A 7,234-nucleotide genomic window follows, 5' to 3' on the forward strand; every position below is an offset into this window, starting at 1 on the left:
CAGCTTTCAGTGCACCCAATGCACCGAAAGCGCCCTTCAGCACATTGGCCACCGCGAGCGAGCGCGTCACGTGAGGTCCGCGAGCAGGCCCATGTCGGCGAGGATCGCCTGCGCGGCCCGCAGCGTCGGGACGGCCTGCACCGCGCCGCTGCCTTCGCCGAGCCGCAAGCCGAGGTCGAGGATCGGCTCCAGGCCCAGCGCCTCCAACGCAAACGCTTGCGACGGCTCGGTCGAGCGGTGCCCGGCCAGCCACCACCGTTCCGCTCCCGGCGCGATGTCCCGCGCGACCAGCGCCGCGGCGCCCGAGAACACACCGTCGAGCAGCACCGGTACCGAACGCACCGCCGCCTGCACCAGAAAACCGGCGGTGGCCGCCGCGCACGCGCTTCCCAGCACCGTCAGCCGCGAGAACGGATCCTCGACGCGTCCCGCAGCACGCGCGAGAGCCGCCGACACCGCCTCGACCTTCCGCGCGAGACCGTCGGAGTCCACGCCCGTCCCGGTCCCGACAACCTCCGCGGCGGGCAGACCCAGCGACGCCGCCACCAGCGCCGCGCACACGGCCGTGTTCCCGATCCCCATGTCGCCCGGGATCAGCAGCTCGGCCCCGGTCGAGATCTCCTCGTCCGCGAGCGAAAGACCCGCCTCGAACGCGCGAACGGCCTCACCAGGCAGGAGCGCGTCCTCGACGTCGATGGAGCCCGAACCCCGCCGGATCTTGTGCGCCAGCACGGAATCCGGAATATCCGAAGCGTCCCAATCGACCGTGATGTCCGCGACCCGCACCCGGGCGCCGACCTGCGCGGCGAGCACGTTCACCCCGCTGCGCCCGGCCAGGAACACCCGCACCATCGCGCCGGTGACCTCGCGCGGATACGCCGAAAGCGCGGACACGCCGTGGTCGCCGGCGAACACCACGACGCGGACGTCCGAGATCGGCCGGGGCGGCACACAGCCGTGCGCGGCGCTCAGCCAGGCCGCGATCTCCTCCAGCCGTCCCAGCGAGCCGACCGGTTTGACCAGCCCGTCGAGCCGCTCCCGCGCGGCGGCGCGGGCGGCGGCGTCCGGGACGGGGATGTCGAAACGCATGGCGGAACTCCCTACGGCAGATCGAGTACGCGGCCGGCGACGACCAGGAGCACCCGGTCGGACTCGGCGGACACGCGGCTGTTGAGCGCGCCCAGCACATCACGGAACAGCCGCCCGGACACCGTCGCGGGCACCACACCACTGCCGACCTCGTTGCTGACCGCGACCACCGGGACCCGCGCCTGCGCCCATGCGACCAGGAAATCCTCGAGCCTTTCGTCCAGCCGGAGCTCCCAGCCGGATTTCTGCGTCCACGCGCCGACCTCGTCGAGCACCCGGCTCAGCCACGTGCCGAGGCAGTCGATGAGTACCGGCCCGGTCGCGCTCCGCAACACGCCGGGCAGGTCGGTCGTCTCGACGGTTTTCCAGTGCGACGGCCTTCTCGCCTTGTGCGCGGCCACGCGCGCGGCCCACTCGGGGTCCTCGGCGCTCGGCGGCAGGCCGGGCGCGACGTAGACGAGGTGGGGATGGTGCGCGACGAGCCGTTCGGCGTGCCGTGATTTCCCGGAGCGCACGCCGCCGAGGACCAGCACCTTGCCGTCGTCACGTCCGTACCGGCGTAGTGCCCGCGCCAGGGTCTCGAGATACCCGGCGAGCCGGTGCGTCAGCTTGGTCATACTCCGCATTGTCGTGCACGCGCTACGGTTCGCCACGTGCCACTCCGACAAGCAGCCACGACGGCCGGATTGATCACCGGATTCGCCGCCGACGCACTTCTGGGCGACCCCCGTCGCGGGCATCCGGTCGCCCTGTTCGGGACGGCCGCGGCGGCGCTGGAGCGACGTCTCTGGGCGGACTCGAAGCCGCGCGGAGCCGCGTACGCCGGGATCTGCGTCGGCACCGCGACAGGACTCGGCGTCGCTGCTCAAGCCGTGACGCGACGACGTCCCTTCGCGCGCTTCGCGCTGACAGCCGTCGCGACGTGGATCGTCCTCGGTGGACGCGGCCTCGCGGCCGAAGGCGCCGAGATGGCCAGGCTGCTCGAAAGCGACGACGTCCCCGCTGCGCGGGAAAGGCTTTCGCACCTCTGCGCGCGCGACGCCACCGAGTTGGACTCCGCCGAACTCGCCCGCGCCGCGACCGAGTCGATCGCCGAGAACACCTCCGACGCCGTGGTCGCGCCGCTGTTCTGGGGCGCGATCGGCGGGATTCCCGGCCTGCTCGGCTACCGCGCGCTCAACACGCTCGACGCGATGGTCGGCTACCGCTCGCCCCGCTACGAACGCTTCGGCTGGGCCTCGGCCCGCGCCGACGACGTCGCGAATCTCGTGCCTTCGCGGATCGGTGCGGCGCTGACGACGTTGTCGGCGCCGCTCGTCGGCGGACAGGTCCGCCGGACGTGGCGAGTCTGGCGACGCTACGGCGCGCTGCACCCGAGCCCCAACGCGGGGCAGGTCGAGGCCGCGTTCGCCGGGGCACTGGACGTGCAGCTCGGCGGGACCAACAGCTACGGCGGCCGGACCGAGCGTCGCGGCACGCTCGGCGAGGGGCGCGCGCCGGGGACCGCCGACCTCCGGCGCGCGGTGCGGCTGTCCAAAGTGGTCGGTGCGGCGGCGCTGGCGGTTGCCGTGGCGGTGGCTGCGCGGTGAGCGGGCTGCTGATCGCGGGGACGACGTCGGACGCGGGAAAGAGCCTGGTCACCGCCGGGATCTGCCGCTGGCTGGCGCGCCAGGGGATGCGGGTCGCGCCGTTCAAGGCGCAGAACATGTCCAACAACTCGATGGTCTGCGCGGACGGCGCCGAGATCGGCCGCGCGCAGTGGCTCCAGGCCCGCGCGGCGCGCGTCGAGCCCGAGGCCGCGATGAACCCGGTGCTGCTCAAGCCGGGGAGCGACCGGCGCAGTCACGTCGTCGCGCTGGGCAAGCCGTTCGGGACGCTCGAAGCGGGGGAGTACGCCACCGGCCGCGCCGGGCTCGCTTCGATCGCCTTCGATGCGTACGCCGAGCTGAGCAGCCGCTTCGACGTCGTGGTCTGCGAGGGCGCCGGCAGCCCGGCCGAGATCAACCTCCGGGCGGGCGACTACGTCAACATGGGCCTGGCGCGGCGGTTTTCGCTGCCGGTGCTGGTGGTCGGCGACATCGATCGCGGCGGCGTGCTCGCCGCGATGTTCGGGACGCTCGCGCTGCTTTCGGCCGAGGACCAGGCGCTGGTCGCGGGCTGGATCGTCAACAAGTTCCGCGGCGATGTCGGCCTGCTCCGGCCGGGGCTGGACAGCATCGAGAAGGTCACCGGGCGCCCCGTGCTGGGTGTGCTGCCGTGGCTCGACCGCGTGTGGATCGACTCCGAGGACGCGCTGGCCGTGGCGGGCTGGCGCCGGGAACAGACCGGGGGCGGCCTGAGCGTCGCTGTGGTGCGCTTTCCCCGCGCCTCCAACGCCACCGACGTCGACGCGCTCGCGGCCGAACCCGGCGTCACGGTCACGCTCACCGCCGATCCCGACGTGGTCGAGGCGGCGGACTTGGTCGTGCTGCCGGGTTCACGGGCCACAGTGGACGATCTGCGCTGGCTGCGCTCGCGCGGTCTGGACACTGCGGTGGCCGCGCGGGCTGCGGCGGGGCGACCGGTGCTCGGTATCTGCGGTGGTTATCAGATGCTCGCCGAGTCCATTGTGGATGATGTGGAGTCGCTGGCCGGTCAGGTGGACGGCTTGGGTCTGCTGCCGACGAGGGTGTCGTTCTCCGGGGAGAAGGTGCTCGGGCGGCCTAGTGGTTCGTGGCGGGGTCACGACGTTGCGGCGTACGAAATCCACCACGGCAGTGCTGTTTTGTCCGGGAACGCGGAGTCCTTTTTGGACGGCTACCGGGTCGGTTCGGTGTGGGGCACGACGTGGCACGGCGCGTTCGAGAACGACGGCTTCCGCCGCGCCTGGCTCACCGAAGTCGCTCTCGCCGCGGGCCGCACATGGACGCCCGCCCCGGACGCCCCCGGCTTCGCGGCGCTGCGCGAGGACATGCTGGACCGCCTCGCCGACGCCGTCGACACCCACCTCGACACGTCTCTGCTGCTGCACCTCCTAACCTCCGGCGCCCCGTCCTCCCTCCCCTTCATCCCACCCGGCGCTCCGTGAAGGCCTCCATGCCAGCGCTCAGGTCCGTGAAGGACTCCTTACCGGCGCTGAGCGCTGTGAAGGAGGCCTTCACGGCGTTGGGCGGGGGCGTGGGGCGTGGGGCGGCGCCGAGGGAGGCCGTGGGTGCGTTGGGTGTGACGGGGGCGTCCCTCGGTGCGGTGAGCGCACCGAAGGCGTCCCTGGGGGCACATCCCGCCCGGCCACCGTCGAGCGCCGGTCGCGCGGCGCGTCCGGCCGCCGTCTCGTCCGGGTGCGCGGTGCGTCTGCCGCAGCGGCTGCGTGGGCGCCCGCTGCGGCACCGTCGGGTGCGGAGGTCCGTGGGGGCCTCCTTGAGGGACCCAGAGTCCCTCGGGGAGGCCCCCACGGAGCGTTGTCAGGGGCGGACGGGTTGGTAGAGCTGGCCGGTGGCGCTTTGGAACACGCAGACGGCGGTGCGGACCTGGCTGCGCCAGCCCGCTTCCGACGGGTAGTAGACGTTCAGCTTCAGGCCTTCCGGGGCGCCGTTGGTGAAGAACGCCTTCGCCTGCGCGTGACATTCCGTCAGGCCGGTGCTCTTGAGCTGCGCCTCGCCGGGGTAGGCGTCGGCGCCGGGCAGCAGCGCCTTGCCGAAGACCTGGCTGTCGTGCGGGACCGTGCACTGCGTCTTCGCCACGGTCGTGCTGTTGACTTCGGTGGCGTTGAAGCATTGCCCGTCGTTGAGCGAAAAAACGCTCAGCTCGTTGTCCGCGAGTTGCCGGGAACCCGTGGCCGTGACGGTCACCGCGATCAGGATCACCGCGAGCCACACACCGCTCAGCGTCAGCCCGGCGATCGCCAGTTTCCGGCCCGCCTGGCCGGTCCGCCGGGTCTGCCGCAACGCGACGAACCCGAAGATCGCGCTCAGCAGGATCCCGCCGACGATGCCCAGCACCAGCGACGCCACGGCGAGCCCGTTGGTACCCGGCGGGACGGGCTGGGGCGGCGGTGGCGGCGCGTCCTCGTAGCTCGGCCCGGACGGCGGTACGGCTCTCGGTACGGGTGAATCGGACATACGTCTCCTTGCGTGGTCCGGGAGAAGTCAGCGGATGAGGTCGCGCACGGGCTGCGACAACCGTCCCGAGGAGCCGAAGGCCAGGCACATCGCGGTGCGGACGCCGTGGTCCCACGCCCGTTCGCTCGGTATCTGCGGGATCGTGTACACGCCAGGCGCGATCTTCTTGTCGAAGAAGTGGACTGCCTGCCTGTTGCAGTCGAGCGCTGCCTGCGAACTGACCTGGTTGTCGCCGGGGTAGGCGTCACCAGCGAGTGCGACTGTGCCGATGACTTCGGCGTCGTGCGCTTCGGTGCAGGACACCTTTGTCGCGTTGGTGCCGGTCGGGACGGCCTCCACGAAGCAATCGCCCTTCTGGAGCGCGTAAAGCCCGTACGATCCGGGAGGGTCGTCCAGCTCGTCGAATATCCAGAAGACGGCGCCGGCCAGCCACAGCACGCTGAGCACGATGCCCGTGATCGCGAAGCCACGTCCGGCTTGGCGGGTCCGGCGGAGCTGCACGAGCGCGACGATCCCGAAGATCACGCCGAGAAGCCCGGGAATGCCGGTGAACCCGAAGATCGCCAGGGACAGCGAAGCGGTGGCATAGCCGTTTCGCCCGGGTACCACCGGGGCCGGTGGTGACGCGGGCAGGGCTTCCTGAGACATGTTTCCCCCTGCGGAATCCCCCGACCCGCAGGAGATCCTAGAGCCGGGGCCGCAGCGGGCGTGGTAACGATTCGACCACGCTGTGGTTTACCGCGCGACCCTGGCGAGGAAGGACGCCCAGGCGCGGTGGCTGACGGTCAGTTGTCCGGTGGGGGCCTTGGAGTCGCGGACCGCCGTGATCTGGGTAGCGAAGGCGACCTCGACGCAGTCGGTGTTGGCCTTGCCGCTGTGGCTGCTCTTGAACCAGGTCATGGTGCTACCGCGTCCTGAGTGCGGTGAGAAATGTGGTCCAGGCGTGGTGGCTGAGGGTGAGGTGTCCGGTGGGGGCCTTGGAGTCGCGGACCGCGGTGAGCTGGGGAGCGAAGGCGACTTCGACGCAGTCGCTGTTCCCGACGTCGCTGTGGCTGCTCTTGAACCAGTTCAGCTCGCGGGCCACCATCGCGTTACTCCCTCATACGCTCGTACTCGTCCGCCAACCGGACGAGCCAGTCCTGTGATTGTCCCTCATTCAGGGCAGACTGTTCCAGTTGCGAAACGAGACAGTAGTAGGCCTCCACCGCAGAACGATCCTCGATGAGGAGTTTCGCGGTGTCGACTTCGGCGTAGGCCATCGCGGGGCGCGGTTCAGGGAACTCCATGATCCGGAATGGAAAGCGGCGGGACCTGCCTGCCGGACTCGCCTCGGGGACCACCCGGATAGAGCAGTGAGGCAAGGTTGCGGACAACATGAGGTAATGGATCTGTTCGTGCATGACCTGAGAGGTGCCCACGGTAGTCTGGAGCGCGTGTTCGTGGATGAAGAACACGGCCTGCGGTGAGTCCTGTCGCTGCAACAGCTTCTGCCGGTCGAGACGTGTCTTGACGTGATAATCGATCTGCTCTTTGGTGTAGTGCGGTTCGTCCTTGTACATGGCTCGCGCGTAGTCCTCGGTCTGGTGCAAGCCGGGAATGCGCGTCGGGTCGTAGGAGACCATCGCCTTCGCGAGGTTCTCCTGAATGATCAGCGACTTCATCGGATCGGTCGGCTGATCGAAGTACGGCCGGACCCAGTACAGGTCGCTGGGTGGCTGAAGCAGGTCGATGATGCGCAGGGCCTCGCGCATGGGAGTCACGCACGCGCCGAGGTAGAGCGCGGCTTCCCAGGTGTCCATGGAGCGCAAACCCCGTTCCCACATGGAAAGCATGCCCGGGTTGTAGTCGATCCTGTAGGCGACCTCCCGCAGGGTCAGGCCCTGCTCCTCGCGTCGCGCCTTGAGTTCGGCACCGGCTTCGACACGCCGCATCGCGGCGACTCTCGTCCTCATGGCCGCGAACGGTACGGAATCCGCGCGTGCCCGTCAGTAAGGGCGCGCCCCGGGGAGCCCAGCAGGGGGGGGGGGGTAGACCGCCCAGAAGCCACC

At 70.4% G+C, this 7,234-nt stretch carries 9 protein-coding genes; 2 read left to right on the plus strand and 7 right to left on the minus strand.

The genetic code is table 11. From position 1 onward, the window contains the following. Positions 1-66: 66 nt before the first annotated feature. The gene (gene cobT, locus ACFWX1_RS45180; protein ID WP_378396103.1) at positions 67-1,089 is read right to left on the minus strand and encodes a nicotinate-nucleotide--dimethylbenzimidazole phosphoribosyltransferase; all 1,023 of its coding nucleotides are present in this window, start codon (positions 1,087-1,089) and stop codon (positions 67-69) included. Between the two features lie 11 nt (positions 1,090-1,100). Beyond that, a complete protein-coding gene (locus tag ACFWX1_RS45185) occupies positions 1,101-1,706 on the minus strand; it encodes a bifunctional adenosylcobinamide kinase/adenosylcobinamide-phosphate guanylyltransferase (RefSeq protein WP_378396104.1) in 606 nt (201 codons plus the stop codon). Positions 1,707-1,742: 36 nt separating this feature from the next. On the opposite strand from ACFWX1_RS45185, the gene ACFWX1_RS45190 reads away from it, so the two are divergent. Next, positions 1,743-2,678 carry a cobalamin biosynthesis protein gene (locus tag ACFWX1_RS45190; protein WP_378396105.1) on the plus strand — a complete coding sequence of 312 codons (936 nt, stop codon included), beginning with the start codon at positions 1,743-1,745 and terminating at the stop codon, positions 2,676-2,678. Then, on the plus strand, positions 2,675-4,156 hold the full coding sequence (locus tag ACFWX1_RS45195; RefSeq protein WP_378396106.1) for a cobyric acid synthase: 1,482 nt from the start codon (positions 2,675-2,677) through the stop codon (positions 4,154-4,156). Before ACFWX1_RS45190 ends, ACFWX1_RS45195 begins: the two co-directional genes overlap by 4 nt. 373 nt (positions 4,157-4,529) lie before the next feature. On the opposite strand, the gene ACFWX1_RS45200 is transcribed toward ACFWX1_RS45195, so the two are convergent. From ACFWX1_RS45200 to ACFWX1_RS45220, 5 genes are all read right to left on the minus strand, one after another. Next, a complete protein-coding gene (locus ACFWX1_RS45200) occupies positions 4,530-5,186 on the minus strand; it encodes a DUF4190 domain-containing protein (protein WP_378396107.1) in 657 nt (218 codons plus the stop codon). 27 nt (positions 5,187-5,213) lie between these two features. After that, a complete protein-coding gene (locus tag ACFWX1_RS45205; protein WP_378396108.1) occupies positions 5,214-5,834 on the minus strand; it encodes a DUF4190 domain-containing protein in 621 nt (206 codons plus the stop codon). An 87-nt stretch (positions 5,835-5,921) separates the two neighbouring features. Next, positions 5,922-6,086: a DUF397 domain-containing protein gene (locus ACFWX1_RS45210; protein WP_378396109.1), complete on the minus strand. Its 165-nt coding sequence runs from the start codon at positions 6,084-6,086 to the stop codon at positions 5,922-5,924. 4 nt (positions 6,087-6,090) lie between these two features. Next, entirely contained in the window at positions 6,091-6,273 is a 183-nt protein-coding gene (locus ACFWX1_RS45215; RefSeq protein ID WP_378396110.1) for a DUF397 domain-containing protein, read from the minus strand. A gap of 4 nt (positions 6,274-6,277) precedes the next feature. Beyond that, positions 6,278-7,138, minus strand: a complete 861-nt coding sequence (locus ACFWX1_RS45220) for a helix-turn-helix transcriptional regulator (protein ID WP_378396111.1) — start codon at positions 7,136-7,138, stop codon at positions 6,278-6,280. Positions 7,139-7,234 lie beyond the last annotated feature (96 nt).

The sequence above is a fragment of the Amycolatopsis sp. NPDC059021 genome (assembly GCF_042739895.1).
Lineage (GTDB): Bacteria > Actinomycetota > Actinomycetes > Mycobacteriales > Pseudonocardiaceae > Amycolatopsis.